The organism is Burkholderia sp. COPS (assembly GCF_019425585.1).
In the GTDB taxonomy this organism is placed as follows: domain Bacteria; phylum Pseudomonadota; class Gammaproteobacteria; order Burkholderiales; family Burkholderiaceae; genus Burkholderia; species Burkholderia cepacia.
Map to the genome: position 1 here is coordinate 1 of NZ_WIXR01000017.1, position 26,812 is coordinate 26,812.

The window sequence follows — 26,812 nt, forward strand, 5'->3', positions numbered from 1 at the left end:
CGCGGCCGGCGGCCGTCAGCGCGGTCTCGAGCGCGTTGTGCACGGGCGTGCCCGACGGCCACACGATCCACGAACAGGCGAGCACGTCGTCCCAGCCGACCGACGCCGCACCGGCGAGCGCGTGACCGGGCCGCGCGACGAACACGACCGGATCGACATACAGCGCTTCGGCATGCAGCAGCGGATCGACGGATGTCGACCCCGAGCGGCCCACGACGATGTCCAGTTCGCTGCGCGCGAGCTGCGGCATCAGCTGGTTCATCGTGCTTTCGGTGAGCCGCACCTGCGCGCGCGGCATCCGTTTGAGCAGTTGCGACACCGCGAGCGGCACCGTGTCGGCCGCCGCGACGCCTGACGTGCCGATCGTCACGAGGCCGCTGCCGCCTTCCCGCAGCGCGGCCATGTCGTCGCGCGCGACGTCGAGCTGCGCTTCGACGCGACGCGCATGCTCGATCAGCGCTTCGCCGTAGGAGGTCGGCCGCAGCCCGCGCGCATGCCGTTCGAACAGCGGCAGCCCGACGTCCTCTTCCAGTTCCTTCAGCCATTTCGACAGCGCGGGCTGCGTGGTCGCGAGCGCCACCGCCGACTGGCTCAGGTTGCCGGTGCCGGCAAGGCTCAACAGTACCTGCAGATGCCGCAGTCGCAGCCGGTGGGTCCAGTCCATCGCATGCCTCGTCGAGAGAAGGTATATCCAGAATGATATGGATTAGATGATTTGACCATTTTACCGGGTATGTCTGAGTCGAATATAAATCTGCTGACGGACTGCAGTACGGTCCCCGACCCGACATAGCGCCGACGCCGATCGGCCGACTCCAGGAGACATCATGACGACCCATCCGGACGCGTCGCGCGCCGCCTACTACGCACGGATCGCCGAGCAACGCCTGGCACCGCTGTGGGAATCGCTGCACAACCTTGTGCCGAAAACCCCGCAGCCGGCCGCGCAGGCCGCGATCTGGAAGTACGCGCAGGTGCGCGATCTCGTGATGCAGGCCGGCAGCGTGATCAGCGCGGAAGAAGCCGTGCGCCGCGTGCTGGTGCTGGAGAACCCCGGGCTGCCCGGCAAGTCGAGCATGACGCCGAGCCTGTACGCGGGGCTGCAGCTGATCCTGCCCGGCGAGATCGCGCCAAGCCACCGGCATACGCAGTCGGCGCTGCGCTTCATCGTCGAAGGGCGCGGCGCGTGGACGGCTGTGAACGGCGAGCGCACGACGATGCATCCGGGCGACTTCATCATCACGCCGTCGTGGGGGTGGCACGACCACGGCAATCCGTCGGAGGAAGCGGGCGGCGAGCCGGTCGTGTGGCTCGACGGGCTCGACATTCCGCTCGTCGCGCACCTCGACGCGGGCTTCGCGGAGAACTACCCGGAAGCCGTGCAGCCCGTGAATCGCCCGGAAGGCGACAGCCTCGCCCGCTTCGGTCACAACATGGTGCCGGTGCGGCATCGCGCGAGCGATCCGACGTCGCCGGTGTTCAGTTATCCGTATGCACGCACCCGCGAGGCGCTCGACGTGCTGTACCGGAACGGCGAACTCGATGCGTGGGACGGCGTGAAGCTGCGTTATGTGAATCCCGCGACGGGCGGCTGGCCGATGCCGACGATCGCCACCTTCATGCAGTTCCTGCCCGCCGGTTTCGACGGCCGCACGTACCGCAGCACCGACGCGACGATCTACTGCGTCGTCGAGGGCAGCGGCACCGCGTTCATCGGCGGCAACGCATTCGAATTCGAGCCGCACGACATCTTCGTCGTGCCGTCGTGGGCGCCGGTGCGGCTGTCGGCGTCGTCCGACAGCGTGCTGTTCAGCTATTCCGACCGGCCTGTGCTGTCCGCGCTGAACCTGCTGCGCGAAGCGCGCGACTGACGCCGGCAGCGTTCAAGGATTCCGTTTTCCGCGCGCCGCCGGCGCGGCGCGACCCCTTCATTCATGTTTACGCTGGAGCCATTGATGACTTTCGTTTTTCCGCCCGAAGCGCCCGTGGCGCTCCCCGTCGCCGGCAGCGATGCCCGGTTCGCGGTACGCCGCGTCTATTGTGTCGGCCGCAACTACGCGGCCCACGCGCGTGAAATGGGCTTCGATCCCGATCGCGAGCCGCCGTTCTTCTTCTGCAAGCCGGCCGATTCGATCGTGCCGGTCGCGTACGGCGAAACGCTCGATCTCGCGTATCCGTCGCAGACGCAGAACTATCACTACGAAGCCGAACTCGTCGCGGTGATCGGCAAGGGCGGGGCGGACATTCCGCTCGAACGCGCGCTCGAACACGTGTGGGGTTACGCGGTCGGCCTCGACATGACGCGTCGCGACCTGCAGATGAAGATGCGCGAAATGGGCCGGCCGTGGGAGATCGGCAAGGCGTTCGACCGCTCGGCGCCGATCGGCCCCGTGCATCCGGCGAGCGACGTCGGCCATTTCGAACAGGGCGGCCTGTGGCTGACCGTCAACGGCACGACGAAGCAGAAAAGCGACGTGTCGCACCTGATCTGGTCGGTCGCGGAAACGGTGGCCGACCTGTCGAAGTTCTTCCGCCTCGAACCGGGAGACGTGATCTTCACGGGCACGCCGGAAGGTGTCGGCGCGGTGGTCGCGGGCGACGTGATGAAGGTCGGCGTCGAGCGGCTCGGCGAACTGGCCGTGCGCGTGGTCTGACGCATCTTCCCCGAAAGGCGACATCGTGCAACTGCATAGCTTCTTCAACAGTTCGACCTCCTACCGGGTGCGCATCGCGCTCGCGCTGAAAGGGCTGCCCTACGACACGCTGCCGGTGAACATCCGCACCGGCGAGCATCGCGACGCGGCCTACGTCGCGAACGTGAACCCGTCCGCAGCGGTGCCGGCGCTGGTCGACGGCGATTTCGGTCTCGGCCAGTCGCTCGCGATCGTCGATTACCTCGACCAGATCCAGCCGGCGCCGCGACTGATTCCGCTCGAACTGCGACATCGTGCGCGCGTGCTGGAACTCGCGGCGCTGATCGCCTGCGACATCCATCCGGTCAACAACCTGCGCGTGCTGCGCTATCTCGACAGCGAGCTGAAGGTCACGCCGCAGCAGAAGACCGCGTGGTACCGGCACTGGGTCGCGGAAGGGATGGCCGGCGTCGAGCGGCTGCTCGCGCGCGCGGACGAGGGCCCGTGGTGCTTCGGCGACGCGCCCACGCTGGCCGACGTGTGCCTCGTGCCGCAGGTCGCGAACGCGCTGCGGATGGATTGCGACCTGAGCGCGTATCCCCGCAGCCTCGCGGTGTACGAATACGCACGGCACGAGCCGGCGTTCGACGCGGCGCAGCCGCAGCGGCAACCGGATTACGTCGCGTAACACGAAGCAGGAGACAAAGATGGGCGAGACACAAGACAACGGCCGGCGCGTGCTGGTGATCGGCGGCGGCATCGGCGGGCTCGCGGCAGCGCTCGCGCTCGCACGCCAGGGCATCCGCGTGAAGCTGCTCGAACAGGCGGAGCAGATCGGCGAGATCGGCGCGGGGATTCAGCTCGCGGCGAACGCGTTCAACGCGCTCGATGCGCTGGGTGTCGGCGAGGCCGCGCGCAGCCGGGCCGTGTTCACCGACTGGCTGCAACTGATGGATGCGGTCGATGCGCGCGAGGTCGCGCGCATCGATACGGGCGCCGCGTACCGCGAGCGCTTCGGCAATCCGTATGCGGTGATTCATCGAGCGGACATTCACCTGTCGATCTACGAGGCGGTCAAGGACCATCCGCTGATCGAGTTCCGGACGAGCACGCAGGTGTGCGGGTTCGAGCAGGACGGCAACGGCGTGACCGTGACCGACCAGCACGGCGAACGTTATCGCGCCGATGCGGTGATCGGCTGCGACGGCGTGAAATCCGCGATCCGCCAGGCGCTGATCGGCGATGCGCATCGCGTGACGGGCCACGTCGTGTATCGGGCGGTGGTCGACGTCGACAACATGCCGAAGGATCTGCAGATCAATGCGCCGGTCGTGTGGGCGGGCCCGCATTGCCATCTCGTCCACTATCCGCTGCGCGGCGGGCGGCAGTACAACCTCGTCGTCACGTTCCACAGCCGCGAGCAGGAAACCTGGGGCGTGCGCGAGGGCAGCAAGGAAGAGGTGCTGTCGTACTTCGACGGCATTCATCCGCTGCCGAAGCAGATGCTCGACCGGCCGACGTCGTGGAAGCGCTGGGCGACCGCGGACCGCGATCCGGTCGAGCGCTGGAGCGAGGGCCGCGCGACGGTGCTCGGCGACGCCGCGCATCCGATGACGCAATACATTGCGCAGGGCGCGTGCCAGGCGCTCGAGGACGCGGTGACGCTCGGCGCGGCCGTCGCTCAGGCCGACGGCGATTTCGAGGCCGCGTTCGCGCTGTACGAACGCGTGCGGATTCCGCGCACCGCGCGCGTGCTGTATTCGGCGCGCGAGATGGGGCGGATCTATCACGCGAAGGGCGTCGAGCGGCTGGTGCGCAACGGGCTCTGGGTCGGCCGTACGCAGGCGCAGTTCTACGACGCGCTCGACTGGCTGCACGGCTGGCGCGCGGAGGACTGCCTGACGCCGGCTGCGTGACGCCGCTCGGCGAGCCCGATTCCGGCGGCGCGCAATTCAACGACACGACGCGCGACCGCCTTCCTGGAGGAGACATCACCATGACCGATACGCTGTCCATCGACGTCAGCGAATGGATCGACCGGCATCGCGTTGCGCCGTTTCAGGCCGCGATCGTCGTCCTGTGCTTCCTGATCGTCGCGATCGACGGTTTCGATACCGCTTCGATCGGTTTCATCGCCCCCGTCATTCGCGCGGAATGGGGCCTGTCGCCCGCGCAGCTCGCCCCGGTGTTCGGCGCGGGGCTCGCGGGGCTGATGGCCGGCGCGCTCGTGTTCGGGCCGTTCGGCGACCGGTTCGGCCGCAAGCGCCTGCTGCTCGCATGCGTCGCGTGCTTCGGCATCGCGAGTGCCGCGTCGGCGAGCGCGGGCGGCCTGACCGAGCTGATCGCGTGGCGTTTCGTGACCGGGCTCGGGCTCGGCGGCGCGATGCCCAATGCGATCACGCTGACGTCCGAGTACTGCCCGGCACGGCGCCGTTCGCTGCTGGTGACGACGATGTTCTGCGGCTTCACGATCGGCTCCGCGCTCGGCGGGCTCGCGGCCGCTGCGCTGATCGAGCACCACGGGTGGCGCGCGGTGCTCGTCGTCGGCGGCGCGGCGCCGCTGCTGCTCCTGCCGGTGCTCGCGTGGCGGCTGCCGGAATCGGTGCGCTATCTCGTCAATCGGCACGCGCCTTCCGCGCGGATCGCGGCGATGCTGGGCTGCATCGCGCCGGATCCGCGGCTTGCGAACGCGTCGTTCACCGCGCCCGCCGGCAAGCCGGCCGGATCGCCGCTCGGCCGACTGTTCGGCCCCGACCTGTTGCGCGGCACGCTGCTGCTGTGGCTCACGTTCTTCATGAGCCTGCTGGTCATCTACCTGCTGTCCAGCTGGCTGCCGACGCTGCTGCGCACGACCGGCGCGACGCTGCGGACGGCCGCGCACGTGACCGCGATGTTCCAGGTCGGCGGCACGCTCGGCGCGATCGTCCTCGGCTGGCTGATGGACCGTTTCGACCCGCATCGCGTCCTGGCCTGCAGCTACGCGGCGGCCGGCGTGTTCGTCGCCGCGATCGGCGTGGTTGCCGCGTCGCCGTGGGGTGCCGCGCTCGCCGTGTTCGCGGCCGGTTTCTGCGTGTCGGGTTCACAGGTCGGCGCGAATGCGCTGTCGGCCGCGTTCTATCCGACCGAGTGCCGCACCACCGGCGTGAGCTGGGCGAACGGGATCGGCCGTGGCGGCTCGGTCGTCGGATCGATGGCGGGCGGTGCGATGCTGGCGATGGGCGTGCCGTTGTCGACCGCGTTTGCGGTCGTCGCGGCGCCGTGCGTGATCGCGGCGATCGCGGTGCTCGCGCTCGGCGCGGTTCGTGCCGGTGCGGCGCGCGTGCCCGCCGCGGAGACGATGGCGGGCGAGCGGGCCTGAGCGAAGGAGGGCGCAAGGCCACCCGTCGGCAGACAGGGAGATGCAACATTATATAAATCAATATAATATTGATTTTTTAATTGTCTCCCAGTGCCGATGAACGACGATCTTTCCGCCGGGTTTCCGGAACCCGACCAGATGCGCGCGGCCGCCGAATCGGCCTGCGCGCTGCTCAAGGTGCTGTCGAATCCCGACCGGTTGATGCTGCTCTGCGAGCTGTCCCAGGGTGAGCGCTGCGTGAGCGATCTCGAGGCAGCGCTGGACATCCGTCAGCCGACGCTGTCTCAGCAGCTCGGCGTGTTGCGCGACAACGCGCTGGTCCGCACGCGCCGCGACGGCAAGAACATCCACTACTCGCTCGACAGCCCCGCCGCGATCGCGGTGATGGGCGTGCTGTACGAACAGTTCTGCGGCCCGGCCGCGAAGGGGCGGCGCGATGCAGCTTGATGCGCTTCATTTCACGCCGTGGCTGTCGCTGGCCGGCGGCGTGCTGATCGGGCTCGCCGCCGCGTGGCTCGTCGCGTTCAACGGCCGGATTGCGGGCATCAGCGGCATCGTCGGCGGCTTGTTCACGGCACGCGCCGGCGAGCGCGGCTGGCGCGCCGCGTTCGTCGCCGGGCTGGTCGCGGCGCCGCTTGCGATGCGCGTCGCAGGGAACAGCCTGACGCCGCAGGTCGATGCGGGCTGGTTCGAACTGGTGGCGGCCGGGCTGCTGGTCGGAATCGGCACGCGGTACGCGGGAGGCTGCACGAGCGGCCACGGCGTGTGCGGGATGTCGCGCGGCGCGCTGCGTTCGGTGGTCGCGACGGCGGTCTTCATGGTCGCGGGCTTCGCGACCGTATTCGTGCGACGGCACGTGCTGGGAGGCTGACATGCAGGCAGGATTCGCGTTTCTGGCGGGGCTGCTGTTCGGCGTCGGCCTCATCGTGTCCGGCATGGCCAATCCGCAGAAGGTGCTCGGCTTTCTCGACCTGGCGGGCCGCTGGGATCCATCGCTCGCGTTCGTGATGGCCGGCGCGACCGGGGTGGCCGTGTTCGCGTTCGCATGGGCGAAGCGCCGGACGCGGTCATGGCTCGGCCTGCCGATGCAGTTGCCGGCCCTGCGGGCGATCACCGTGCGCCTGGTTGCCGGAAGTGCCGTGTTCGGCATCGGCTGGGGGATCGCCGGGTTCTGCCCGGGGCCCGCGATCGTGTCGATCGGCTTCGGGTCGGCGAAGGGGATCGCGTTCGTCGTCGCGATGCTGGCCGGGATGGCGATATTTGAGTGGTTCGAACGGCGCAGAAGCGTGCGGTGATGCGGTGACCGCCGCATGCGAGAGGCGCGCTGCGGCGGTTGCGCCGGTGGTCAAGGTCGGTCGATCCGCATGAGCACGGCCCTACCGGGTCGCGCCGGATCTCCATCGGCTGATGCGGCGCGGCGTGACGCTCCTCCGTGACACCACGGCAGGTTTCCATTTCACGAATGCTCGTGTACACGATGGCCGCCGCGCATCCTCCCGGACAACCGGCGCAGGATCGCGCGCCATGCCACGAGCCAGCCGCTCCGGCTTGCCGGTTCCACGACGGCCATGCTGACCGCGCCCGCGCCACCGGCCGACAGCGCCACGTGGCCGGCCGTCTCGAGCGTCAGGCATTCCCCTTCGCCGAGCAAGCGGCGGATGTGCTGTGGCGCGTCGGGCAGCCAGTCGAGCCCGCCGTGGCGCAGCGTGACCGCAAGCGCGCCGTCCAGCACGATCAACTGGCTGCCCTTGTCGAACCACGCAAAGTGGCTTTGCCCGGCGTCGAGCCGGATGTGATGCGTTCGCATGGCGATTCCCTTTCGCGATTGCGCGGCCTCGCGACGGCGAGGCGACAGCGTGCAGTCAGGTTAGGGAAACGGGCACCGGCACGACAGATTCAGGGGACGGGAATCTGTTGCGGTGCAGACGACGATTTTGCGCCGCTGTATCGGTGGGTTTCCCTGGAATCTGTATCTGGCGTGCCATCGGCCGCGCGGGCACGATCGCCTGCATGACGCCTTTCACCGATTCATCCCGCCCACCGTTGCCGATGGACGGCGAGCCGCTTTACGAACGGCTCGCCGAGCATTACCGCCGCATCATCTCGACCGGCACGCTTTCGCCCGGCGACCGGATGCCGTCGGTGCGGGCGTTCATGGCACAGCACGGCGTGAGTCTGTCGACCGCGATTCAGGCGTTCCGGCGGCTCGAGGATACGGGCTGGTGCGAGGCGAAGCCGCGCTCCGGCTACTTCGTGCGGCGCCGCGCGGCAGTCGCGCTCGAAACGCTGCCGGAAAGCGACGGGCCGCCGCTGAGCGTCGAGCCGCCATTCGCGGGGCTGCACGAGCGCGTGTCGCGTGTGATCGACCGCGCCAACGCGACGCCCGATGCGCTGAATCTCGGCGGCGCGTCCGCGCTGGCCACGCTGTATCCGGTCGAGCGCCTGCAGGCGCTCGCGATCCGGTTGTTGCGGCGCAAGCCCACCTTGCTGACCGATGCAGGGCCCGTCGGCGGATCGCCCGAGTTCCGGCAGACGATGGCCAAGCGCGCGTTGTCTTATGGCGTGACGTTGACGCCGGACGACGTGATGTCGACGAGCGGCGGCGTCGATGCCGTGAATCTCGCGTTGCGTGCGGTCGCACGCCCCGGCGACACGATCGCGATCGAATCGCCAGCGTTCTTCGGCCTGATCCAGTTGCTCGAAAGCCTCGGCTTGCGCGCACTCGAAATCCCGGCCAGCCCGACGACCGGCCTGTCGATCGAGGCGCTCGAAGTGGCGCTGACCGCGTATCCGGACATTCGCGCCGTGGTGGTCGTGCCGAACCTTCAGAACCCGCTCGGCTGCGTGATGCCCGACGGGCGCAAGGCCGCGCTCGTCTCGCTCTGTTCGCGCCATGGCGTGGCCGTGATCGAGGACGAGCCTTATCGCGAACTCGTCGAGGCGCCGCAATCGGTCAAGCCGGTCAAGGCATGGGATCGCGACGGCACGGTGATCTACTGCCCGTCGTTCAACAAGGTGCTGGCCCCCGGGATGCGGCTCGGCTGGATAAGCGCGGGGCGCTGGCACGCGCGCGTGAAGATGCTGAAATTCGCGCACAGCCGGCACAACGCCGCGTTGCTGCAGGCCGTTGCGGCCGAATTCGTCGGTTCGGGCGCGTTCGATCGCCATCTGCGCCGGTTCCGCGAACAGTTGCGCGTGCAGCGCGACGTGACGATCGACGCGATCGCACGGCATTTCCCGGCCGGAACCCGGATGAACCAGCCGCCGGGCGGGATGCTGCTGTGGATCGCGTTGCCGGACGGCGTGCGCTCCGAGGCGCTGTTCGACGCCGCGCTGGCGCACGGGGTCAGGATCGCGCCCGGGGCGATCTTCTCGAACTCCGACCGCTTCGACGGCTATATCCGGCTTGCTTGCACGCGCGTGTTCGATGCAGCGCACGAAGCGGCGTTCGAAACGCTCGGCCGCCTCGTACGGGAAGCCATGGCGGCCAGATAAGCGCGGTGGCCGCCGGCCGGGCTTGCGAAACCGCCATTGCACTGGTCTTCCGGGCCATCGACGCGGCCAGCCGCCGCCATTTCATCGGCTGGCCGAGTGTGTGGCGAGGTGCTGGCGGATCAGCGACAGGTAACGATCGCCGACCGAGAAATCGCGCGCGGCGCGCGGCCGTTCGGCCTGGCGCAACGTGGCCGGTGCGCTCATGCCCAGGTAACGGCAAACGGCGGACGGGAAGGGCTTGCGCGTATGCCCGAGCTGGCGAGCCGCGCGCTCGACGCGGGCGTCGCCGACCTGGGCGCGCAGCCATGCCAGCACTTGGCGATCGGCGTCGTTGACGATGCGGACCAGATGTTCCACTTTAAACAGGGACCCTTGTTGCATAAGGCTCTCCGGGTGTTTTCGTCGATAAATCAGGTCTGGCTACCACCCTGGCTACCATGAAAGGCTGCGCTGGACCTGGAGCCACCAACCGGTGCTGTCGACGGGAGCGCCGAGCTTCTGCCGCTGCCGGAATACTGGTTGGTTGTACAGCTGGTTATCCATACAGTATTTTGGGCGAAGCGGGTTGTCAAGCGCAAAACGACCAATGAGGGGACAAAGAAGGAAGATGAGACGGGAGGGGCGGCGCTCGGGGCTGAGCGCCAGAGGGAGGGTTAGGCGGCGTCCGGGCCGGCCATGATCGCTTCGACGCTTTCGGCGGTGATGCCGCTGGAGCGCTCGCCGATCTTGACCAGTTTCAGCTTCCCCTTGTCGACGAGGCGGTAGACGGTGGTTCGGGAGATGCTGGTCATATCCATGACCGCCTTGATGCGATACAGCTTCTTCGGAGTCCTGGTGGTTTCCATGTTTCGACCTAGTGTGGTGGTGGCCAGAGCGCGTATGTTATGGAGCGCTCTGGCGCGTCGCAACACAATCCAGGTGTCTATCGTATAGTCCGCGGCGTCAGCCGAAGAGGCCCAACGCAGGCACAGCGTAGGTGGCCAAATAGAACAACACGACGAGAAGCGTCGCAACGGCAAAGACGGTGCCCCATTTCCGATTCGACCACCGCTTATACGCGACCGCATTCAGAAGGCAGAATACGATGGCGGGCCAAATCAGCAGTCCCAGCGTTACCAGGAAAAAGGCTGCGTGAGAGCCACAATGCTCAAGATCGTTGCAGCCCGTGGAATGTGAGGGAGGCGTGGGCCAGTGCATATGGCTGAATGTGTAGCCTGATGCCCATGTGACCAGCAAACCCCACACGAACCCCAACAACGCAAGCCCTGTACGCTTCATTTCACTTCCCAAAATAGGATTTCTTTCGAATTGGCCAGATCGGAGAACGCGTTGTCTCTTCGACCTCGCAACCATGACAACGGGTTCGGCATCGAGGACATCCCAACGCGGAACCGCAGGAACGATGCCCAGTTGGGGGTCAACGTGTCCTTGTTCCACAGGTCGATGTGCCCGCCTGTAAGGGTGCTGTCCGAGGAATCACCTTCTTGTCGCCAGTATCCGAAAAAGTAGATGATGCCCGTCCGACCTTTTACCTTGCTCTGCCAATCCGCGCCAGTGATGTTCTCGGGTTTGCCGAGTCCCAAGAACGGTTGCAGTTTCAACCACTCTGCAAGTTCATAAGCACGAGTTGCAGTTGGCTTGTTGTTTAGCATCAGACGGCCCAGTTCTCTCTTTCCAGGCATGGGTTTCACGACCTTCTGCGAAAACGACTTCATATCGCTTCCGATATTGTGAAAGGTGACGCTCATGCGGATGGCACACTGGTTCTCGTATTGACCTGTCTTATCGTCGTACGGGTCCTTGCTTGGATAGGCGTTCCAAAGCTCTTGAAACGTGATCGATTTCAGCTGGACCGGCTTGACTGAATCACGCGTATTGTTCGAGCGAACCGTGAGCGGTTTGTTCGGCATTGTTAAGCCTCGTTTTGCTTAGCGATTGCGTCGTCTCCCCAATAGACCGTGTAGTCGTCGGGGTTATGGCCGGTATGGATGCGCGGTAGCATGCCGCTTGCATCGAGTTTTCCCTGGAACACCCGACCATCCGTTGTTTCGACGTAGTACGGGTATCCCTCCGGACCATCAGCGGTCACCTTCAAGGGTGGTTTGTAATTTGTTTGAGAACACTCTTGCGGCTGGAAGAATATCGATGGTAACGGGTCTCTGTATGACTTCGTCATATGACTGATCCGCACTCACACTTGACGCGTTGAGTTGAAGGGCACTCAGGTACTCAAGAAATGCCCCCCGTGCAGACGCGCTCTCCTTTCGATAGCGCACCACATCCTTCATCTCGACCCGAGCAAGGACGGGGGAATCAACCAACGACTCGAATATAGCGAAATTGAGATCCGTAATTGGTATGCGATTTTTTCGCAGGGGGCAGGTCACGACCGCAAGCGGGTGCGTATGCGGCTGGCCGTTCGGCCGGGATCAGCGAGCCGGCGCGGCGGTGCGCGTGACCCGGACCGCAGCGGCCGCAGGGGCGACCGGGGCAGCGGGCGCCGCGGAGGCGGTGCCCTCCGTATAGCGCGCGTCGGTCAGCGTGCCGAGGAACGCGACGATGTCGTCGATCTCCGCGTCGGTCAGCGCGGGCGGCGTGCCGGGCCGGCGGTTCATCGGCGTCGAGTTGACGTTGATGTTGCCGCGATAGGCGGCCGGCACATCGTCGAACGCTCCGGCCCCGTGATACCAGAAGCCCGGGTCGGTCGAGCGCGTGTTGTAGAACGCGACCGCGTCGCGCAGCGTCGTGAACACGCCGTTGTGCATGAACGTCTGCTTGAGCGCGACGTTGCGCAGCCCCGGTGTGCGCAGGTAGCCGCACCATTGCGTCGGCTCGGGCCAGCGCAGCCGCCGGGCGGTGTCGCACAGCCCGTTGTCGAAATGACGCGGATCGCGGTTCGCCGGCAGCGCGCGGTTGCGCGGCACCGCGATCGCGTCGTAGCCGAAATCGGTGAAGAGCGAACGTTCCGGTCGGCTCGACGTCTCCGACAGCGTGTGGCAGCTCATGCAGTTGCCCTTGTCCGGATTCCGGAACAGCGCGAGGCCGCGCATCTCGGCCGGCGCGAGCGGCTTGCGCGTGCGCAGGAACGCGTCGAAACGCGACGTGAACGGCGCCATTTCGTCGCTCTGCAGATAGGCCTCGACGGCCAGGCCCAGCGCCCGCACCAGTTGCCCGGGATCGCGCCGCACCGACGCGCCGAAGCGCGCGGCGAGATCGGGCGCGAGTTCGGTCGCGTCGACCTTGCGCAGCAGCGCGGCCGGCGACCGGTTGTTCATCTCGTTCGGATCGAACAGCGGCCCGCGGATCTGCTCGGCGAGCGTATCCGCGCGACCGTCGCTGAACAGGCCGCCGAACGGCGACGGTGCGGGCGCGTCGTCGTCCTGGTAGAAGTGGCGGCGCGGCACGTAACGCACATAGAGCAGCGACGGCGCGTTGCGCCGGCTGAAACGCCCGGGACGGCTGCCTTCCGGCACGCCGGGCCCCGCGAGCGAGGCGGCCGACAGCGTCGGCGCAAACGCGCGGCCCGGGTCGTGGCAGCCCGCGCACGACATGCCGCGCGGCTCGGACAGCCGTGAATCGAAGAAGATCCGGCGGCCGAGCGCGACGAGTGTCGGGTCGGGGGCGAAGCGCGCGGTCGCCGCATCGATCTTGCCCGTCACCTGCGGCGTGCCGTTGCCGATCGTGTCGACGACTCGCGACGGCGGCGCACCGGGAAGCAGGACGGTTTCGGCCGGCGCGGCGTGCGCCGCGAGCGTCAGGCACGCGAGCACGGCAGCGGCCAGCGTGCGCAGCGTTTGCCGGCCGCGCGCATGGCGGCCGTCACATCGAACTCCTTCACTCACGGCGCGATGAACCCTGTCTTGTCGCAGGCGAGCGTCGTGCCCGACTGGTTGCACGACGCGAGCAGCTTGCCGGCCGCCGAATACGCGTGGAAGACCCAGCCGGTCGCCGGGGCGGCCCGGCGTTCCATGATCAGGAAGCCGAAGCTGTTGTTGTGCGACAACCGCTCGATCACGGCGCCCGGTGCCGGTGTCAGGCCGGCCGGGAACGGGTCGGGCAGCGCGACGTCGAGATTGTCGCCGCCGTTGCCGGACACGATCGTCGCCGGGTGCCCGGACGAGAAGTTGATCGCCTGGAAATCGTGCACGTGCCCGTGCAGCGCCACGTGCACGCCGGGCGGGTAGTACGCCTGGGCGTTGAGGCTCGCCATCACCGACTGCAGTGCGAGGTTGCCCGGCGCGGGCGTGCTGCCGGCGATCGGCGCGAACGCGAGGATCGGATGGTGGTTCGTGAAGATCGTCGTCGTCATGCCGGCCTTCGACGCGAGTGCGGCGACCGTCTGGAACTGCTTCTGGTAGATGCCGAACTGCGCGTCGGTCGTCTTGAGCGGCGTGCGGCCGACCTTCGCGGTGTCGAACACGATCACCTGCGAGCCGCCGCCGAGCGATACCGCATAGGGTTCCGAATAGTTCGCGTTGTTGTCGTTGGCCGCATCGTCGCACGAGCGCGCGGCCGAATACGGGCGCGGATCGAGGAAGCGGAACCAGCCCTGGCCCGCGCGCGCGCATTCCTCGTGGTTGCCGCGCACGACGACCCACGGGGCCTTCGCGAGCAACGGCGCGGCCGGGCGGAACAGGTCGGCCTGCCACGTATCCCAGCCGTAGCCCCACGGGCTGTCCTTGCAGCCGGCGATGTCCGGCGGGCATGCGTTTTCGCGGTAGTGGTAGTCGCCGATGTGCATCACCAGGTCGGGCGACAGCTTCGCGACGCTGGCCGCGATCGTGTCGAGCGGCCAGACCGTCGCGTCGTTGCACGCCTGCCATGCGTTGTCGGCTTTCTTCATGCGGCAGCCGGTGTCGGCGATGATCGCGATACGTTGCGGCTGCGCCTTCGGCAGCGGCAGCGTGCGGCCCGCGACGCTCGCCGCCTGCGCACCGGCCGGCAGCGTCGCCTCGCAGACGGACACCGGAAAGCTCGACGGCTTCGAATCGGACGGATCGCTGGCGGTCGGCCGCTGGGCGATGGTCGCGGCGCCCGCGCGCAGGGACATGCGCGACAGCTTGCCGTCGACGCTCAGTTGCGGGCACAACGGATCGCCGGTGGAAGCGGGGGTGTAGTTCGTGATGACGCGCGCGATCGCCTGGTTCGTATCGCCGATCTCGACCCATGCGGCCTGGACGTTGACCGACGCACTCGCCGGATCGTCCGGCGAATCGATGTGGTTCGAGCACGCGGACAGCGCGGCGAAAGCAACAAGGGGAGCGCAGCGGACGAGCAGCGCGCGCGGGAGGAGTCGTCGCATGGGAGGCACCGTGGGAAAGTCGTCAACGATACGCAGCGCGAATGTAAGAAATGTGAAAACTACGGCGCGTAACGGGAACTCGCACGCCGGCAGGGCGTCGCCGTTGCGGCGGCAGGTCGCAGCCGGGAGGGGCTTGACTTCAAGCCGGCTTGAAGCAGCAGAGTGCGAGGCACGATCAATGAACCAGAAGGGGAATCGACGATGGAAACCAGACGGCCCAATGACGAACAATCCGCGCTTTGGAACGGCCCGTCGGGCCGCGCCTGGGTCGAGACACAGGCGCTGATCGACCGGATGTTCGAGCCGTTGGAGCGGTTGCTCGTGGAGGCGGTTGCCACGTCGTCCGCGCGCAGCGTGCTCGACGTCGGCTGCGGCACGGGCGCGGTCACGGTTGCGATCGCGCGGCGGCTCGGCGCGCATGCGCAATGCACGGGCATCGATATCTCGGCGCGGATGATCGACGCCGCGCAGGCGCGTGCCGAACGCAGCGGCGTCCACGCCCGCTTCGTGCGTGCCGATGTGCAGACGCACGCGTTCGAGCCCGCGAGCGTCGACCTGATCGTGTCGCGCCTCGGCGTGATGTTCTTCGACGATCCGGTTCGTGCGTTCGCGAATCTGCGCCATGCGGCGCGGCCGGATGCGCGGATGCGGTTCGTCGCATGGCGCAGCGCGGCAGACAATCCGTTCATGACGATCGCCGAGCGGGCCGCGGCGCCGTTGCTGCCGAACCTGCCCGCACGGCGGCCCGGCGCGCCGGGGCAGTTCGGCTTCGGCGACCGGCAGCGGATCGCGTCGGTGCTGGCGGACAGCGGCTGGGCGGACGTGGCGATCGAGCCGGTCGAACTGGCATCCGCGCTACCCGCGTCCGCGCTGGACGACTACATCACCCGGCTGGGCCCGGTCGGGCTAGCGTTGCTGGAAGTGGACGACGCAACGCGGCGGCGCGTGGTCGACACGATGCGTGCCGCGTTCGAGCCTTATGTGCACGGCGACGAAGTGCGTTTCGACGCGGCGTGCTGGCAGGTGACGGCGCGCGCAAGGTGAAATATCCATCGTCATGTCGGCGGACATGCTCATTTCCGCTTGCCGCGCAAAATTCGCGACGTATGCGGTGAGGATCTAGCTGCAGATTGGCTTCCTGACAACCTGCGGGGTGAATGATTGAACGGCCGCTCGGGAACGACGGAGGTAGGCGCGAGTGGGGCTTCGGAGATGATGCGCCATGACGGTAGTTTTGCGCTGATGATGCGAAGCAACTCTGTCTCGCTTTCGAGGATCGGTGTTTGTGCATTTCGAATACGCGCTTCAGCAAGATCGAGCCTTGTTCTCATTAAGCGAATTTCTTGAAGCAGACGAGTTCGATGAGGTTCTCGAGTCTGATTAAGGCGAGTTGTCACTCTATCGAACAGGCAAATTCCCATGCCTATCGCTACGGCACCCTCAAGTACAAGTCCGAGTGTGGCAATGTGGTCCCATCCTGTTGTCGACGGAGACGATGCGATCCAGAAAATCATGATGGCAGCGAAAAACAACCCACCCATTGCCACGAGATCCCTGAGGGTATCTGACCTGAGAGCCGATTGGTTTTCTTGATAGTGCTTGAATCTCTTCATCTCGACAGAGATCGCCGCCGCTTTTCGTCGTGATCGGTTTGCTCCCCAACGGGTGAGAACACGGATGGCTTTCGGTGCATGGCGGACGGCACCGAAAGCGGCTGGGACTATTGCGACGAGTGTTTTGAGAAGAGGGAGATCGATCATGAACAAATTGTTCTTCTGGCTGTTGTGATGTTCATTAGTGTAGGCGAGTGATTTGCTGATTTAGCGTGCCCCGGGACGCTATAAATGATCCATGACACACGTTTAACGCGTTTTCCTCGAGCGCAGCATCAGCCACGCGCAACCGCCGGCGACCAATGCGAGACCGAGCAGGACGGCCTCGACACCGAGCGCGAACCCGGGCGGCATGTCCCCGGTGTCCGGCATTGGCGCCAGGTTGATGCCCATCGCGACGGCGCCGCCGGCGAGCAGCGCCGCGCAGACGATCCAGTAGACCTTGCCGCGCGGCGCCGCGGCGCGGATCCGCCACAGCGCGATGCCGGCTCCGCCGAGATAGAGCACGGCGAGCGTGCCGAGCGCGATGACGTCGGAGGCGCGGCTTTGCAGGAGCCCGGTCATCGTGCGGCTCCGTCGGGCATGGCAGGTCGCCGCGGCGCAGTAAAGACGGCGGGCAGGTTCATTCGGCCTCCGTCGCATGCCCCGGCGCGCGGCTCAGCAGATGCGTGCGCTTGTCGGCCGCGAGCGACACGTAGCGTTCGTACTGGCGCAACACGTCGGCAATCACTTCGTCGCCGCGCAGGTATTCGACGTCGTAGCCGAGCCGCCCATCCTCGAAGAACGTGACGATCCCGTACACGTGGGCCCGTGCCGCTTCCGGCCCGGCCGTCTCGCGCACGAGGAACGCGGCCGCGGATTTCACCGTCACGCGCACGCCGTACACGAAATCGCGGTGGTCGGCGGTCGGCACGGTGAGGCGCACGGCGTCGTCGCTGTCGCGCTGCACGTGCGCATCGACGCCGCCCGCGCGCAACTCGTCGGCGACTTTGCGCAACGCCGGCTCGACCGTTTCGGCGACGAACTGGCGTGCTTCGGCTTCGGTCGTCTGCCGCAGGATGTGCGTCAGGCGGTGGCGCCAGTGCTGGCCGGTCCAGAAGCTCGTCGCGGGCGCGACGTCCTGCGAATAGTGCACGCGGTCGGCCGCGAGTCCGCGCCACAGCCCGTAGCAGAGCGCGATCATGATGATCGCGACCGGCAGCGCGGCGATCAGCGTCATCGCCTGCAATGCGCCGAGCCCGCCTGCGACGAGCAGCACCGCGGCCGTCACGCCGAGCAGCAACGCCCAGAACAGCCGTTGCCAGACGGGCGAGTGCGCGTGGCCGCGCGTCGCGATCTGGTCGATCACGAACGCGCCCGAATCGGCGGACGTGACGAAGAACACCGCGATCAGCACGATCGCGGCGATCGACAGCAGTTGCGACAGCGGCAGGAAATCGAAGAAGCGGAACAGCAGCGCGTCGACATTGGTGGCCGTCTGCGCGAGCGCGCCGGCCGCGCCATGCGTATCGAGCCAGATCGCGCTGTTGCCGAACACGGTCATCCACACGAGGTTGAACGCGGTCGGCACGAGCAGCACGCCGATCACGAACTGGCGGATCGTGCGGCCGCGCGAGATGCGTGCGATGAACATGCCGACGAACGGCGACCACGACACCCACCATGCCCAGTAGAGGATCGTCCAGCCGCCGAACCAGCCTTCCTCGCGCGGCGACGCATACGCGTACGTGCGGAACGACAGGTCGACGAGGCTCGACAGATACTGGCCGATGTTGTCGCCGAGCGCGCGCAACAGGAACGCCGTCGGGCCCGTGACGGCGACGAACGCGAGCAGCAGGAACGCGAGCAGCAGGTTCAGTTCGGACAGCCGACGCACACCCTTGTCGAGGCCGCTTGCGGCCGACAGCCCCGCGAGGATCACGACGAGCGCGACGAGCCCGATGCGAAACGCATTGCTGCCCGTATCCCAGCCGGCGACCGTATGCAAGCCCGCGCTGATCTGCATGACTCCGTAGCCGAGCGTCGTCGCGATGCCGGCGACCGTGCCGACCAGCGCGAACGCGTCGACCGTGTGGCCGATCCAGCCGTTGATACGCTCGCGCAGCACCGGATACAGCCCCGAGCGGAGCGTCAGCGGCAGGTTGTAGCGGAAGCCGAAGTACGCGAGCACGAGCCCCATCAGCCCGTAGATCGCCCACGCGTGGAAGCCCCAGTGGAAGAAGGTCATCAGCATCGCCTCGCGGGCAGCGGCGGGCGTGCCGGGGTCGACGGTCGGCGGCTTCAGGAAGTGCTGCATCGGCTCGCCGACGCCGAAGTACATGAGGCCGATGCCCATGCCGGCCGCGAACAGCATCGCCGTCCACGACACGAAGCTGAATTCGGGTTCGGCATCGTCGGGGCCGAGCCGGATGTTGCCGAAATCGCTCGCGGCGATCAGCACGAGAAACACGAGGAAGCCGGTGACGGCGAGCACGTAGAACCAGTCGAAGCGCGCGACGACCCATTGCTGGCCGGCGGAGAACAGCGCGCCGGCTTCGCTCGGGAGCAGCGCACACACGACGAGCAGTGCGCCGATGACTGCGAGCGCGGGCAGGACGACCTGCGGCTTGAATGTCGTGCGGGGCGAGGGGCGGGAATCTGGCATGGCTGGCATCCAGTTGTGGGCGCAACGAGGCGCGACGCCGCCCGGCGCGCGTGTCGCGCGTCGGACCCTGATACGGCGTGCGTCGAGTGTACCGCGGTGTCAGGACTGCAAGAAGGGGTATGCAGGATGGGTGAACCTGACGAATTGTAAGGTATCGAGGGGATCGAGAAAACCCGTGCAGTTTGCGCGGTGCGCGGACGGGGTGCTGAAAACGCCCCGCGGCGGCCGCGCATCGGATGCCCGGACAGCACGCGGGGCATCCGCGAAATACGTGTCGCCCGGGGCAGGGGCAGCGCGCCGAAGGCGCTGCCGCGATGGCTCAGAACGTGACGGCGATGCCGGCCATGCCGACGAACTGGCCGTGCGTCGTCGAAGGCGTGAGCTGCTGCGAATCGCCGACGATCGGCGCCGCGTCGATCACGTGGCCGGCACCTTGCGCACCGAGCGTCCGGCCGCTCGAATGCGTGTACGCCTGCAGCGCATAGAGCGTCGTGCGCTTCGACAGGCTGTACGACTCCTTCAGCGAATACTGCTGGTAGCGGGCCGCGCTGTCGATGCCGTTCGCCTTCGACGCGAGCGTGTACGCGAACGCGCCGGCCACCGAGAATGCCGGCGTGAAACGGTATGCGGCGAGCGCGCCGTAGGTGTTGAACACGGCCGTGTCCGTGAACGCGGAGCCGTTGCCGGGCAGATACTTCACGTTCGAATAGTTGACGCCCATCGTCAGGTTGCCGAGCGTATAGTTGCCGGCCGCCGCGACCTGCTCGACGGCCTTCGCGGTCAGGTAGCCCTGGTTCAGCACGGACACCGCGAAGCTGCCCGACGCGGCGGTCGCCGGATTCAGGAAGCCTGCCGACGAGCCGGAGCTGTTGATGCGCAGGTAGCCGGCCGCGACGCCGATCGGCCCGTTCGCATAACGCAGTGCGGCGCTGAACGTGTTGCCCTTGCCGGTCGCGCCGGCAATGCCGCCGAATGCGTACATCGCGCTCGCGGTCAGTCCGGCGAAGGTCGGCGACGTATAGGTAACCGAATTGTTCACGCGGATCGTCGTGTCGAGGCCGTCGATGTCGCCCGGGTGCGCGCCCGTCGCACCGGTCAGCCAGCTGCTCGATGCATACGGGCCGACGAACAGGAAGTAGGGCGTGTACTGGCGGCCGGCCGTCATCGTGCCGTAGCGATCGTTGCGCAGGCCGACGAAGGCCTGGCGATTGAATATCAGGCCGGCGGCGGATTGCGCGCCGTTGTTCAGGTTGAAACCGGACTGCAGGTCGAAGATCGCATGCGTGCCGCCGCCCAGATCCTCGTCGCCGCGCAGCCCGAACTTCGACGCATACAGGTTGCCGTCGCGCATGTAGAGGTTCGAATGGCCCTGCTGGTTGTTCACGTACGCGAGCGAATCGTCGACGACGCCGTACAGCGTCACGCTGCTCTGCGCATGGGCAGCGGTCGCGCCGAGCGACGCGGTCGACAAAATCAGGATTGCATAGCGGTTGACGGGTGATTTCATTGTCGATCTCCAGATCTGTTCATCTTTTCAAGGTGGGCGGGAGGCTCGGTCGCCTCCTCTGCAGCGGGCGGCGGGCCGCATGAACGGCCCGCCCGATCGGGTTTGCTTCAGTGGTCGAAGGCGACGACGATGCGGCGCCATGTACCGCTCTGCGCATCCTGTTCGACGCGTGCGCCGCGCACGGCGACCGCGCCTTGCACCGACGCGGGCAGCAGGATGTCGACGCGGTCGGCCGGGCGTGCCGGGCGGCCGTCCCAGCGCACCGACACGCCGAGCACGCCCGACGCCTCGCGGCCGGTTTCGACGCGCCACAGCCCGTATTCGCCGTCGCGCCATGCTTCCGTCTCGCCGTCGTCCTCGATGCATTCGCCGTACGCGACGCCGTCCTCGATACGCGGCGCGACGACGAAGCCGCGCGTGTCGGCACGTGCGCCGAAATGCTGTTCCGCGACGTTCAGCGGCAGCACGCGGCCCTCGCGCAGCAGCATCACCGGCGTGTCGAGCGGGGCGGGCAGCGTCACGCTCGCGCCGCCGTCGAACGACCGCGCGCTCGCGCAGCACGTCCAGCGCGCGCCCGACGGCAGGTAGACGGTGCGCTCCGTCAGGCCCGGATCGACGACCGGCGCGACGAGCAGCGCGTCGCCGAGCATCATGTCGTCGCACGCGTCGTAGCAGCGCGCGTCGCCGGGGAAATCGGCGAACGTCGGCCGCAGCACGGGCTCGTAGCGCGTCGTCGACAGCCACAGCAGGTGATAGAGATAGGGCAGCAGCCGGTAGCGCTGCTTGATCAGCGCCGCGATCTGCGCGGTGATTTCCGGGTACATCCACGGTTCGTTGACGGTGCCGTCGTCGTTCCACGAATGGATGCTGAAGCGCGGCATGAAGATGCCGAACTGCACCCAGCGCAGCAGCAGTTCGGGCGAAGGCGCGGGCCCGGAGAAGCCGCCGATGTCGTGGCCGATGTTCGACACGCCCGACAGCGCAAGCCCGAGGCCCATCTTCAGGTTGTAGCGCAGCGTTTCCCACGACGTGTAGTTGTCGCCGGACCAGGTCTGTACATAACGCTGCATGCCGGCACCGCCGGAGCGCGACACGAGGAACGGCCGCTGCGCCGGTGCATGCGCGCGCTGCGCTTCGCACGACGCGCGCATCATCAGCATCGTCTGCAGCACCTTCGCCTCGCGCGCGGGAAACGGCTGGCCGAAGCCGTGCGCGATCGCGTCGGGCGACCAGATCTCGTATTCGTTGTTGTCGTTCCAGGTCGACTCGATCCCGTATTCGAGCAGCGCCGACGTGACCTGCTCGCGCCACCAGCGGTACGCGTCCGGCTGCGTGAAGTCGAGATACGCGCCGACCTCGTCCCAGAACTGCACCCAGGCCGGCTCGCCGGACGCCGAGCGGATCAGCAGCCCGCGCGTTGCCGCGTCTTCGAAGGCGGGATGGTCGCGCAGCAGGCACGGCTTGATGTTCGCGCACAGGCGGATGCCGTGGTCGCGGTAATGCTGCACGAAGCCCTTCGCGTCGGGAAACTTGTCGCGGTTCCAGTTGAACACGTAGCGCTTCGCGCCGATCGACGTATAGCCCGACGACAGGTGGAACGAGTCGCACAGGATGTCGTGCGTGTCGCACTGTTCGACGAACTGGTTCATCTGCTGCTGCGCGTCCGGCGCATCGGTGTAGCTCATCGTCGAGCCCGAGTAGCCGAGCCCCCATTTCGGGGTGCGCGCGGGGCGCCCCGTGAGCCACGTGAAGCGCCGCGCGGCCGCGAGCGGCGTGTCGGGCGACGCGATGAAGTAGTAGTCGAGATCGCCATGCTCGGCGACGAAGTAGCGGTACGGGCCGTGATAGTTGTCGAGCTCGCGGCCCATGTCGAACGTGCAATCCGACAGCGTGTCGTAGAACAGCCCGAACCCCTGGCACGCATCGGGCGACCACGTGATGTAGAACGGGATGTGCTTGTACAGCGGGTCGGTGTGCTTCGCGCTGTAGCCCATCGCGTCGATGTTGCGCATCTCGAAGCGAGCGCCGGTGCGGTCGAGCTCGCCCGCGCGTTCGCCGAGGCCGAATACCTTGTCGCCGCGCTCGCGGGCGACATAGTGATAGGCGCGGTCGTCCCACCAGCCGAAGTTGTACGCCTGCGTCGCGCGGTCGGCGAGTGCGACGCGCCACGCGCCGTCCGCGCCGCGCATCGACCACGTGCAGTGGCCGCCTTGCCGGCGCACGGCGAGCCGGATCTGCTCGGTTTCGATGTGCAGGCCGTCGTCGTCTTCGGTGAGCGAAAAGGCGGGCAGTGCGAAGCCATCGAGGTCGAGGCGGTCGCGCCCTTCGAGCGGCACGTCGTCGAGGCCCGGCGCGATCGTCCACGTGCGCGGGTTGCGCGCCGTCGCGTCGGGCAGCACGCGTACCCGCACGATGTCGTCCTCGAGCACGAAGATCTCGAGGGTCGCGCCCGTATCGGACGCGAGCAGCACACGGTTCGCGTGCTGGCCGGCGACGCGGAACACGGGCGGATGAAGAAGCGAAGTCATGAGTGCGATTCCTGTTAAGGGCGAAGGTCAGGCGTGCCGTGCGAGCAGGCGTTCCTGCTTCGACTGCCCGCGGATCAGCACCGCGAGCAGCGTGACACCGATGATGTCGAACAGGCCGAGGCACGCGAACAGCGGCGCATAGCCGATCTTGTCGGCGAGCGCGCCGACCAGCAGCGAGAAACCGAGCCCGCCGATCCACGCGGCCATCCCGGCGAAGCCGCTCGCGGTGCCGACTTCCTCGGAATCGAACACGTCGGCCGACAGCGTGTTGACGAGCGCGGAGATCATCTGGTGCGCGAAGCCGCCGACGCAGAACAGCGCGATGGCCGTGTACGGCGACGACACGAGCCCGATCATCGCGGGCCCGAGCATCAGCACCGCGCCGAGCGCGACGCCGGCGACGCGCGACCACACGAGCGGCAGCCTGAACCGCTTCGCGAGATACGGCGACAGGTAACCGCCCGCGATGCCGCCGGCGTCGGCCGCGAGAAACGGCATCCACGCGAAGATCGCGATCTGCGTGAGCGGCATGTGGCGCTCGGTCGCGAGGTACAGCGGAATCCAGAAGCTGAAGGTCTGCCATGCGGGTTCCGCGAAGAAGCGCGGCAGCGCGATCGCCCAGAAGCGCCGCGCGGTGACGACGTCGCGGATGCGGCGCTTCGACACGGGCGGCATCGTCGCCTGGCCGTCGCGGATCAGCGCGCGCTCCTGCGGCGTGATGCGCGGATGGTCGGCGGGCGACCGGTATTGCGTGTACCAGAGCGCCGCCCACAGGAAACCGAGCGCGCCGGTGGCCATGAACGCGGCCTGCCAGCCGAACCGCATCGACAGGAACACGACGAGCGGCGGCGCGATCGCGGCGCCGAGCGACGTGCCCGCGTTGAAATAGCCGACCGCGACGGATTTTTCGCGATCGGGAAACCATTCCGCAACCGCCTTCATCCCCGACGGAATCGCGGCGGCTTCGAACAGGCCCAGGAGGCCGCGCAGGATGCCGAGCGACAGCCAGCCCGATGCGAAGCCGTGCGCGACGCCGACCACCGACCACAGCATCGCGAACAGCGCGAACCCGAGCCGCAGGCCGATCAGGTCGACGATGAATCCGCATACCGGCTGCATGATCGTGTAGCCGATCTGGAACGCGCCGACGATGTACGAGTACTGCTGCGTGGAGATCGCGAACACCTGCTTGAGTTCGGGCGCGAGCACCGCGAGGGAATTCCGTGCGAGGTAATTGAGGATCGTGCCGAGACATACGAGCACGATGATCCACCAGCGCAACGCCTTGACTGTCTTCACTGCTGTCTCCTGTCGGGCAGGGCCGGCGCGCGGCGCCGGGCCGATCCATGACGACCATCCGTTGGGGATGGCCTGTTTCGCTTTATTTGTACGATGTCCGATCTTGAGGGGCGCCAGCTTTCCCGGTTTGACGCGGAATGATGGCGTTCAAGCGAACACTTCGCCGTCATCGAAGTCCGAAGTTATCTGACGACTGATCATTTTCGAACATCCTATGTTCGAATTCGAATCCGGTCAACGCGAAATTGCATTCGAACGAACTTGCTCGGGGTTTTCCCGATGGGCGGGCGCAGGCGACGCACGCGCAGACCTGCGGCGATCTCATGCCAAAGGCCCGTGCGGCGGGGCTGCGCGGGCGTCGGGCGATCGCGGGGCGCGGGAACGGGACGCGACAACGCTGATGAAAATTTATTTCTTTTCGCGACATGGATTGTGTAAATTCATTTCCATCATTCTTTCAACGACCCTTCGCATGACGTCTCTCGCTCCGCACGATGCCAGTCACGACGAACCCGCGATCGCCGAACGGATCGCGTCGGCGATGCCGTTGATGACGCCGATCCACCGGCGCATGGGCGAGTTCGTGCTCGCGAATCCGTTCCGCGCGGCGACGATGCGCATCGACGAACTCGCGCAGGCCGTGAATGCGTCGATCGCGACCGCGAACCGTTTCGCGAAGGCGCTCGGTTTCGACGGCTATCCGGCGATGCGCGCGGCGCTCGTGCGCGGCTTCGAGGCGACGCTCGGGCCGGTCGAACGGCTGCGTTCCGCGCAGGAGCAGGAGTCCGGGGTACGCGGTGCCGCATGGATCGACGCGGTATTCGACCAGGCCGTCGCGAACATCGAGAACACGCGCGCGCAACTGGACGCGGCCGATGTCGAGGCCGCGGTCGAGGCGATCGTCGGCGCGCGGCGCGTGCTGATCCTCGGCGCGGGGTCGAGCGCGTTCCTCACCGGGCTGATGGAGCACGGGCTGTCCGTCTGCCACGACAACGTGCAGTCGCTCGCGCTGCTCGGCGGCCCGTCGCACGCGGCCCGGCGGCTCTATACGGCCGACTCGCGCGATCTCGTGATCGCGCTCGCGTTTCCGCGCTACGTGAAGGACACGATCGAACTGGCCCGCCGCGCGGCGGCGCGCGGCGCACGCGTGCTCGGTATCTCCGACGGTCCGCAATCGCCGCTGGCGCCGATCGCGTCGCTGAACCTGTACGTCAAGGCCGAACGGCGCTTCGCGGCCACGTCGGAAGCAGCCGTGCTCACGATGATCGAGGCGCTGATCGACGCGGTCGCGCTGCGCACGCACCGGTCCGCGAAATCCGCCGCCGAGATGACCGAATTCCTGCTGCCGTGGCTCATGCAGCCGCAAGCGACGCAGCCGGCCGCCAACCCTTCTTCCCACCGTCCGAAAAAAACATGACTTCATCCGCGATCGTTGCGATTCACGGCGGCGCAGGCACGATCCTGCGCGATGCGATGGATTCCGACACCGAACGTCAGTACCGTGCCGAGCTGACCGCGATCCTGACGGCCGCCCAGCAGGTGCTGGCCGACGGCGGCAGCGCGCTCGACGCCGTCACCGTCGCGGTGCGAATGCTCGAGGACTGTCCGTTGTTCAACGCCGGGCGCGGTGCCGTCTATACGGCCGAAGGCAAGCACGAACTCGACGCGGCGGTCATGGATGGCGCGACGCTCGGCGCGGGTGCGATCTGCTGCGCGACGCGCGTGCGCAATCCGGTGCTCGCCGCGCGGCGCGTGATGGAGGCGAGCGAACACGTGCTGTTCGCCGGCGCGGGGGCCGATGCGTTCGCGGCCGCACAGGGGCTCGAACTCGCGGAGCCCGGCTATTTCGACACCGAAGCGCGTCACGCGCAGTGGGTCAAGGCGCGCACGGCAGCCGGCGCGATGCTCGACCATGACGCGGCGACGTTCGCGTTCGGCAAATCACAGTCGCAGCCGCTGCCGGCCGAGCCGCTCGATCCGGACCGCAAGCACGGCACGGTCGGCGCGGTCGCGTGCGACCGGTACGGCCACATCGCGGCGGCGACGTCGACGGGCGGCATCACGAACAAGCAGCCGGGGCGTGTCGGCGATTCGCCGATCATCGGCGCCGGCTGCTATGCGGACGATGCGACCTGCGCGGTGTCGGCGACGGGCACCGGCGAGATGTTCATCCGGCTCGCGACCGCGCATGACGTTGCCGCGCAGATCGCGTATCGCGGCGCGTCGCTCGCCGATGCCGCGCACGACGTCGTGATGAACAAGCTGCCGCGCCTCGCGGGCCGCGGCGGGATCATCGCGGTCGACGCGCAGGGCAACGTTGCGATGCCGTTCAACACCGAAGGGATGTACCGCGGTTACGCGCGCGTCGGTGAAGCGCCGGTGGTCGGCATCTATCGCGACGACGACACCGCCTGATCCCGGCCAGCACGAACA

25 protein-coding genes are annotated in these 26,812 nt (G+C 67.2%); 12 read left to right on the forward strand and 13 right to left on the reverse strand.

The window, feature by feature from the left end:
* The coding region (locus tag FOZ70_RS16515; protein WP_219706264.1) for a LysR substrate-binding domain-containing protein at positions 1 to 664 on the reverse strand (664 nt) is incomplete at its 3' end.
* A gap of 163 nt (positions 665 to 827) precedes the next feature.
* Between FOZ70_RS16515 and gtdA the strand changes: the two genes are divergently transcribed.
* From gtdA to FOZ70_RS16555, 8 genes are all read left to right on the forward strand, one after another.
* A complete protein-coding gene (gtdA, locus tag FOZ70_RS16520) occupies positions 828 to 1,871 on the forward strand; it encodes a gentisate 1,2-dioxygenase (RefSeq protein WP_219706265.1) in 1,044 nt (347 codons plus the stop codon).
* A gap of 84 nt (positions 1,872 to 1,955) precedes the next feature.
* Complete coding sequence (locus tag FOZ70_RS16525; protein WP_059485083.1) at positions 1,956 to 2,654, forward strand: fumarylacetoacetate hydrolase family protein; 699 nt, start codon at positions 1,956 to 1,958, stop codon at positions 2,652 to 2,654.
* Positions 2,655 to 2,679: 25 nt separating this feature from the next.
* Complete coding sequence (maiA, locus tag FOZ70_RS16530) at positions 2,680 to 3,321, forward strand: maleylacetoacetate isomerase (RefSeq protein WP_059623246.1); 642 nt, start codon at positions 2,680 to 2,682, stop codon at positions 3,319 to 3,321.
* A 19-nt stretch (positions 3,322 to 3,340) separates the two neighbouring features.
* Positions 3,341 to 4,549 (forward strand): 3-hydroxybenzoate 6-monooxygenase, encoded by a 1,209-nt coding sequence (locus FOZ70_RS16535; protein WP_048021770.1) that lies wholly within the window; start codon positions 3,341 to 3,343, stop codon positions 4,547 to 4,549.
* 80 nt (positions 4,550 to 4,629) lie between these two features.
* Positions 4,630 to 5,991: an aromatic acid/H+ symport family MFS transporter gene (locus FOZ70_RS16540; RefSeq protein WP_219706266.1), complete on the forward strand. Its 1,362-nt coding sequence runs from the start codon at positions 4,630 to 4,632 to the stop codon at positions 5,989 to 5,991.
* A gap of 96 nt (positions 5,992 to 6,087) precedes the next feature.
* Complete coding sequence (locus tag FOZ70_RS16545) at positions 6,088 to 6,438, forward strand: metalloregulator ArsR/SmtB family transcription factor (protein WP_027791347.1); 351 nt, start codon at positions 6,088 to 6,090, stop codon at positions 6,436 to 6,438.
* Positions 6,428 to 6,862 carry a YeeE/YedE family protein gene (locus FOZ70_RS16550; protein ID WP_060323032.1) on the forward strand — a complete coding sequence of 145 codons (435 nt, stop codon included), beginning with the start codon at positions 6,428 to 6,430 and terminating at the stop codon, positions 6,860 to 6,862. The genes FOZ70_RS16545 and FOZ70_RS16550 overlap by 11 nt, the downstream gene beginning before the upstream one ends.
* Before the next feature lies 1 nt (position 6,863).
* Positions 6,864 to 7,286: a DUF6691 family protein gene (locus FOZ70_RS16555; protein ID WP_059861455.1), complete on the forward strand. Its 423-nt coding sequence runs from the start codon at positions 6,864 to 6,866 to the stop codon at positions 7,284 to 7,286.
* Positions 7,287 to 7,447: 161 nt separating this feature from the next.
* On the opposite strand, the gene FOZ70_RS16560 is transcribed toward FOZ70_RS16555, so the two are convergent.
* Positions 7,448 to 7,798, reverse strand: coding sequence for a hypothetical protein (locus FOZ70_RS16560; RefSeq protein ID WP_060219553.1), 351 nt, complete (start codon positions 7,796 to 7,798; stop codon positions 7,448 to 7,450).
* Between the two features lie 203 nt (positions 7,799 to 8,001).
* Here FOZ70_RS16560 and FOZ70_RS16565 point away from each other — a divergent pair, with 203 nt between their 5' ends.
* On the forward strand, positions 8,002 to 9,486 hold the full coding sequence (locus FOZ70_RS16565; RefSeq protein ID WP_219706267.1) for a PLP-dependent aminotransferase family protein: 1,485 nt from the start codon (positions 8,002 to 8,004) through the stop codon (positions 9,484 to 9,486).
* A gap of 81 nt (positions 9,487 to 9,567) precedes the next feature.
* Here the strand turns inward: FOZ70_RS16565 and FOZ70_RS16570 are convergent, their stop codons facing one another.
* The 5 genes from FOZ70_RS16570 to FOZ70_RS16590 form a co-directional block, all read right to left on the reverse strand.
* Positions 9,568 to 9,843 carry a hypothetical protein gene (locus tag FOZ70_RS16570; protein ID WP_059492370.1) on the reverse strand — a complete coding sequence of 92 codons (276 nt, stop codon included), beginning with the start codon at positions 9,841 to 9,843 and terminating at the stop codon, positions 9,568 to 9,570.
* Positions 9,844 to 10,139: 296 nt separating this feature from the next.
* Positions 10,140 to 10,331: a helix-turn-helix domain-containing protein gene (locus tag FOZ70_RS16575; RefSeq protein ID WP_059492369.1), complete on the reverse strand. Its 192-nt coding sequence runs from the start codon at positions 10,329 to 10,331 to the stop codon at positions 10,140 to 10,142.
* Positions 10,332 to 10,760: 429 nt separating this feature from the next.
* Complete coding sequence (locus FOZ70_RS16580; RefSeq protein ID WP_219706268.1) at positions 10,761 to 11,396, reverse strand: type VI secretion system amidase effector protein Tae4; 636 nt, start codon at positions 11,394 to 11,396, stop codon at positions 10,761 to 10,763.
* 519 nt (positions 11,397 to 11,915) lie between these two features.
* Positions 11,916 to 13,328, reverse strand: a complete 1,413-nt coding sequence (locus FOZ70_RS16585) for a cytochrome c peroxidase (RefSeq protein ID WP_219706269.1) — start codon at positions 13,326 to 13,328, stop codon at positions 11,916 to 11,918.
* Positions 13,325 to 14,788, reverse strand: a complete 1,464-nt coding sequence (locus tag FOZ70_RS16590) for a metallophosphoesterase (RefSeq protein ID WP_219706270.1) — start codon at positions 14,786 to 14,788, stop codon at positions 13,325 to 13,327. The genes FOZ70_RS16585 and FOZ70_RS16590 overlap by 4 nt, the downstream gene beginning before the upstream one ends.
* A 201-nt stretch (positions 14,789 to 14,989) precedes the next feature.
* Between FOZ70_RS16590 and FOZ70_RS16595 the strand changes: the two genes are divergently transcribed.
* Positions 14,990 to 15,832: a class I SAM-dependent methyltransferase gene (locus tag FOZ70_RS16595; RefSeq protein ID WP_219706271.1), complete on the forward strand. Its 843-nt coding sequence runs from the start codon at positions 14,990 to 14,992 to the stop codon at positions 15,830 to 15,832.
* A 29-nt stretch (positions 15,833 to 15,861) separates the two neighbouring features.
* On the opposite strand, the gene FOZ70_RS16600 is transcribed toward FOZ70_RS16595, so the two are convergent.
* The 6 genes from FOZ70_RS16600 to FOZ70_RS16625 all read right to left on the reverse strand — a co-directional run bounded on the left by FOZ70_RS16600 (position 15,862) and on the right by FOZ70_RS16625 (position 24,379).
* A complete protein-coding gene (locus FOZ70_RS16600; protein ID WP_219706272.1) occupies positions 15,862 to 16,548 on the reverse strand; it encodes a hypothetical protein in 687 nt (228 codons plus the stop codon).
* A 102-nt stretch (positions 16,549 to 16,650) separates the two neighbouring features.
* Complete coding sequence (locus FOZ70_RS16605) at positions 16,651 to 16,965, reverse strand: hypothetical protein (protein WP_219706273.1); 315 nt, start codon at positions 16,963 to 16,965, stop codon at positions 16,651 to 16,653.
* A 58-nt stretch (positions 16,966 to 17,023) separates the two neighbouring features.
* A complete protein-coding gene (locus tag FOZ70_RS16610) occupies positions 17,024 to 19,045 on the reverse strand; it encodes a BCCT family transporter (protein ID WP_021156647.1) in 2,022 nt (673 codons plus the stop codon).
* 319 nt (positions 19,046 to 19,364) lie between these two features.
* Positions 19,365 to 20,552 carry a porin gene (locus FOZ70_RS16615; RefSeq protein WP_060061888.1) on the reverse strand — a complete coding sequence of 396 codons (1,188 nt, stop codon included), beginning with the start codon at positions 20,550 to 20,552 and terminating at the stop codon, positions 19,365 to 19,367.
* Between the two features lie 107 nt (positions 20,553 to 20,659).
* Positions 20,660 to 23,080, reverse strand: coding sequence for a glycoside hydrolase family 31 protein (locus FOZ70_RS16620; RefSeq protein WP_219706274.1), 2,421 nt, complete (start codon positions 23,078 to 23,080; stop codon positions 20,660 to 20,662).
* Positions 23,081 to 23,107: 27 nt separating this feature from the next.
* Positions 23,108 to 24,379 (reverse strand): MFS transporter, encoded by a 1,272-nt coding sequence (locus FOZ70_RS16625; protein WP_048021790.1) that lies wholly within the window; start codon positions 24,377 to 24,379, stop codon positions 23,108 to 23,110.
* Positions 24,380 to 24,851: 472 nt separating this feature from the next.
* Here FOZ70_RS16625 and FOZ70_RS16630 point away from each other — a divergent pair, with 472 nt between their 5' ends.
* Both FOZ70_RS16630 and FOZ70_RS16635 read left to right on the forward strand, forming a co-directional pair.
* Positions 24,852 to 25,796 carry a MurR/RpiR family transcriptional regulator gene (locus FOZ70_RS16630; RefSeq protein WP_021156643.1) on the forward strand — a complete coding sequence of 315 codons (945 nt, stop codon included), beginning with the start codon at positions 24,852 to 24,854 and terminating at the stop codon, positions 25,794 to 25,796.
* Positions 25,793 to 26,794: an isoaspartyl peptidase/L-asparaginase gene (locus tag FOZ70_RS16635; protein ID WP_219706275.1), complete on the forward strand. Its 1,002-nt coding sequence runs from the start codon at positions 25,793 to 25,795 to the stop codon at positions 26,792 to 26,794. The genes FOZ70_RS16630 and FOZ70_RS16635 overlap by 4 nt, the downstream gene beginning before the upstream one ends.
* The last annotated feature ends 18 nt before the right edge of the window (positions 26,795 to 26,812 follow it).

What these genes read in the sequence shown, in the direction of transcription:
- gtdA (WP_219706265.1), top strand. Translation starts at nt 828, where the DNA reads ATGACGACCCATCCGGACGCGTCGCGCGCCGCCTACTACGCACGGATC.
- FOZ70_RS16525 (WP_059485083.1), top strand. Translation starts at nt 1,956, where the DNA reads ATGACTTTCGTTTTTCCGCCCGAAGCGCCCGTGGCGCTCCCCGTCGCC.
- FOZ70_RS16535 (WP_048021770.1), top strand. Translation starts at nt 3,341, where the DNA reads ATGGGCGAGACACAAGACAACGGCCGGCGCGTGCTGGTGATCGGCGGC.
- FOZ70_RS16540 (WP_219706266.1), top strand. Translation starts at nt 4,630, where the DNA reads ATGACCGATACGCTGTCCATCGACGTCAGCGAATGGATCGACCGGCAT.
- FOZ70_RS16545 (WP_027791347.1), top strand. Translation starts at nt 6,088, where the DNA reads ATGAACGACGATCTTTCCGCCGGGTTTCCGGAACCCGACCAGATGCGC.
- FOZ70_RS16550 (WP_060323032.1), top strand. Translation starts at nt 6,428, where the DNA reads ATGCAGCTTGATGCGCTTCATTTCACGCCGTGGCTGTCGCTGGCCGGC.
- FOZ70_RS16555 (WP_059861455.1), top strand. Translation starts at nt 6,864, where the DNA reads ATGCAGGCAGGATTCGCGTTTCTGGCGGGGCTGCTGTTCGGCGTCGGC.
- FOZ70_RS16560 (WP_060219553.1), bottom strand. Translation starts at nt 7,798, where the DNA reads ATGCGAACGCATCACATCCGGCTCGACGCCGGGCAAAGCCACTTTGCG.
- FOZ70_RS16565 (WP_219706267.1), top strand. Translation starts at nt 8,002, where the DNA reads ATGACGCCTTTCACCGATTCATCCCGCCCACCGTTGCCGATGGACGGC.
- FOZ70_RS16575 (WP_059492369.1), bottom strand. Translation starts at nt 10,331, where the DNA reads ATGGAAACCACCAGGACTCCGAAGAAGCTGTATCGCATCAAGGCGGTC.
- FOZ70_RS16580 (WP_219706268.1), bottom strand. Translation starts at nt 11,396, where the DNA reads ATGCCGAACAAACCGCTCACGGTTCGCTCGAACAATACGCGTGATTCA.
- FOZ70_RS16590 (WP_219706270.1), bottom strand. Translation starts at nt 14,788, where the DNA reads ATGCGACGACTCCTCCCGCGCGCGCTGCTCGTCCGCTGCGCTCCCCTT.
- FOZ70_RS16595 (WP_219706271.1), top strand. Translation starts at nt 14,990, where the DNA reads ATGGAAACCAGACGGCCCAATGACGAACAATCCGCGCTTTGGAACGGC.
- FOZ70_RS16600 (WP_219706272.1), bottom strand. Translation starts at nt 16,548, where the DNA reads ATGATCGATCTCCCTCTTCTCAAAACACTCGTCGCAATAGTCCCAGCC.
- FOZ70_RS16605 (WP_219706273.1), bottom strand. Translation starts at nt 16,965, where the DNA reads ATGACCGGGCTCCTGCAAAGCCGCGCCTCCGACGTCATCGCGCTCGGC.
- FOZ70_RS16610 (WP_021156647.1), bottom strand. Translation starts at nt 19,045, where the DNA reads ATGCCAGATTCCCGCCCCTCGCCCCGCACGACATTCAAGCCGCAGGTC.
- FOZ70_RS16615 (WP_060061888.1), bottom strand. Translation starts at nt 20,552, where the DNA reads ATGAAATCACCCGTCAACCGCTATGCAATCCTGATTTTGTCGACCGCG.
- FOZ70_RS16620 (WP_219706274.1), bottom strand. Translation starts at nt 23,080, where the DNA reads ATGACTTCGCTTCTTCATCCGCCCGTGTTCCGCGTCGCCGGCCAGCAC.
- FOZ70_RS16630 (WP_021156643.1), top strand. Translation starts at nt 24,852, where the DNA reads ATGACGTCTCTCGCTCCGCACGATGCCAGTCACGACGAACCCGCGATC.
- FOZ70_RS16635 (WP_219706275.1), top strand. Translation starts at nt 25,793, where the DNA reads ATGACTTCATCCGCGATCGTTGCGATTCACGGCGGCGCAGGCACGATC.